This is a genomic window from Sphingomonas kyungheensis (genome assembly GCF_037120395.1).
Lineage (GTDB): Bacteria > Pseudomonadota > Alphaproteobacteria > Sphingomonadales > Sphingomonadaceae > Sphingomonas > Sphingomonas kyungheensis.
On the sequence record NZ_JBBBDM010000028.1, the window covers coordinates 1 to 2,539 of the forward strand.

The window sequence follows — 2,539 nt, forward strand, 5'->3', positions numbered from 1 at the left end:
CCCGGCGAAGGCGGGACCTTTGCAAAAGTCGCTAGGCGTGATTCACTGTCCTGACGTGAGGTTTGGGAGATGTGGCGATGCATCGGGCTGAGGGCACGGGCGGTTTTGCCGAGGCGCTGGTCGTGGGGGGCGGCAATGCGCGGCTGGAACGGATCGGGGTGCTGATGGACTGGTCGCGGGTGGAGGCGTTGCTGGCGCCGATCCATGCGCACCGGACGGGACGGCCTGCCTTTCGGCCTTTGTCGCTGTTCAAGGTGCTGTTGCTGGAGGGATGGTACGGCCTGTCGGACCCGGCGATGGAGGAGGCGTTGGGCGACCGCCTGTCGTTCCGCAGGTTCTGCGGCCTGCCGCTTGATGAAGCCGTGCCGGACCACAGCACGATCAGTCGCTTTCGCAGCCTGCTGTCGCGAGACGGGCTGATCGAGCAGCTGTTCGATGAGGTGGTGCGCCAGCTCGACGCGCATGGATTAGTGGTCAAGGCGGGTACGATGGTGGATGCCACGCTGATCGCCTCGGCGGCGGCCGAGCCGCCGCGCCAGCGCGGTGGGGGCCGCTCGATGGTGGATCCGGATGCGGCCTGGCAGAAGCACGCCAGCGGCAAGGCGTGGTTCGGCTACAAGCTGCACGTCGGGGTCGACCGGCACAGCCTGATCGTGCGCCGGGCGCTTCTCACTCCGGCCAACATCGCCGAGGTCGAGCATGGTCATGACCTGGTGTCGGGCGACGAGGCGGCGGTGTGGGCGGACAAAGGCTATGTCGGCCCGCGGCTGCGCGCGCGTCTGGCCCGGGACGGCATCCGCGACCGGACCCAGCAGCGCGCGCAGCGCGGCCATCCGCTTACCCCCCGCCAGAAGCATCGCAACGCCCTGATCGGGCGGGTGCGGGGCCGGATCGAGGGCGTGTTCGGCACGCTCAAACGATCCTACGGCCTGCGGCGCATGCGCTTTCTCGGTCTTGCGCGAAACCGCTGCGCCACCTTGCTTACCCTGATCGCCTGGAACCTCAACCGCGCCGTCGCACGTGCCTGAGCCCCGCCGGCCCGCAGGCCCACAGGCAGATCAGAGCTCCTCCTGCGCCCTGGCATACCCGCGCCAAAATGCAGCCGCGCTTTGTTCCACTCGTAAGATACCGCCTCAGACGAACCGTCACGGCTTTTGCAAAGGTCCCGCCTTCGCCGGGATGACGGAAAGGAGACTGAACGAGGCGGTGGACTCGTCTGAATGCTCGCAGCGAGATCACGTCGAGCCGTCCGCCCCTCATCGCATCGAGCTGCCCGGCACGCTGCGCGGCACCGTCCCTAAACTCGTCAGCCTGCTCCACGACGTATCGTCCTCCGGCCCGCTTCGCAGTCACCCCCCACTCTCGTCATCCCGGCGCAAGCGGGACCTTTGCAAAAGTCGCTAGGCGTGATTCACTGTCCTGACGTGAGGTTTGGGAGATGTGGCGATGCATCGGGCTGAGGGCACGGGCGGTTTTGCCGAGGCGCTGGTCGTGGGGGGCGGCAATGCGCGGCTGGAACGGATCGGGGTGCTGATGGACTGGTCGCGGGTGGAGGCGTTGCTGGCGCCGATCCATGCGCACCGGACGGGACGGCCTGCCTTTCGGCCTTTGTCGCTGTTCAAGGTGCTGTTGCTGGAGGGATGGTACGGCCTGTCGGACCCGGCGATGGAGGAGGCGTTGGGCGACCGCCTGTCGTTCCGCAGGTTCTGCGGCCTGCCGCTTGATGAAGCCGTGCCGGACCACAGCACGATCAGTCGCTTTCGCAGCCTGCTGTCGCGAGACGGGCTGATCGAGCAGCTGTTCGATGAGGTGGTGCGCCAGCTCGACGCGCATGGATTAGTGGTCAAGGCGGGTACGATGGTGGATGCCACGCTGATCGCCTCGGCGGCGGCCGAGCCGCCGCGCCAGCGCGGTGGGGGCCGCTCGATGGTGGATCCGGATGCGGCCTGGCAGAAGCACGCCAGCGGCAAGGCGTGGTTCGGCTACAAGCTGCACGTCGGGGTCGACCGGCACAGCCTGATCGTGCGCCGGGCGCTTCTCACTCCGGCCAACATCGCCGAGGTCGAGCATGGTCATGACCTGGTGTCGGGCGACGAGGCGGCGGTGTGGGCGGACAAAGGCTATGTCGGCCCGCGGCTGCGCGCGCGTCTGGCCCGGGACGGCATCCGCGACCGGACCCAGCAGCGCGCGCAGCGCGGCCATCCGCTTACCCCCCGCCAGAAGCATCGCAACGCCCTGATCGGGCGGGTGCGGGGCCGGATCGAGGGCGTGTTCGGCACGCTCAAACGATCCTACGGCCTGCGGCGCATGCGCTTTCTCGGTCTTGCGCGAAACCGCTGCGCCACCTTGCTTACCCTGATCGCCTGGAACCTCAACCGCGCCGTCGCACGTGCCTGAGCCCCGCCGGCCCGCAGGCCCACAGGCAGATCAGAGCTCCTCCTGCGCCCTGGCATACCCGCGCCAAAATGCAGCCGCGCTTTGTTCCACTCGTAAGATACCGCCTCAGACGAACCGTCACGGCTTTTGCAAAGGTCCCGCG

Annotated in this window: 2 protein-coding genes; both read left to right on the forward strand. The window is 68.0% G+C overall.

Going from position 1 to position 2,539, the window contains the following annotated elements; genetic code table 11:
• Positions 1 to 77: 77 nt before the first annotated feature.
• The gene (locus V8201_RS19005; protein ID WP_336546294.1) at positions 78 to 1,028 is read left to right on the forward strand and encodes an IS5 family transposase; all 951 of its coding nucleotides are present in this window, start codon (positions 78 to 80) and stop codon (positions 1,026 to 1,028) included.
• 418 nt (positions 1,029 to 1,446) lie between these two features.
• Complete coding sequence (locus V8201_RS19010) at positions 1,447 to 2,397, forward strand: IS5 family transposase (RefSeq protein WP_336546294.1); 951 nt, start codon at positions 1,447 to 1,449, stop codon at positions 2,395 to 2,397.
• Positions 2,398 to 2,539 lie beyond the last annotated feature (142 nt).

Excerpts from the sequence above, each read along its gene's own strand:
- V8201_RS19010 (WP_336546294.1), top strand. The coding sequence starts at position 1,447 with ATGCATCGGGCTGAGGGCACGGGCGGTTTTGCCGAGGCGCTGGTCGTG.
- V8201_RS19005 (WP_336546294.1), top strand. The coding sequence starts at position 78 with ATGCATCGGGCTGAGGGCACGGGCGGTTTTGCCGAGGCGCTGGTCGTG.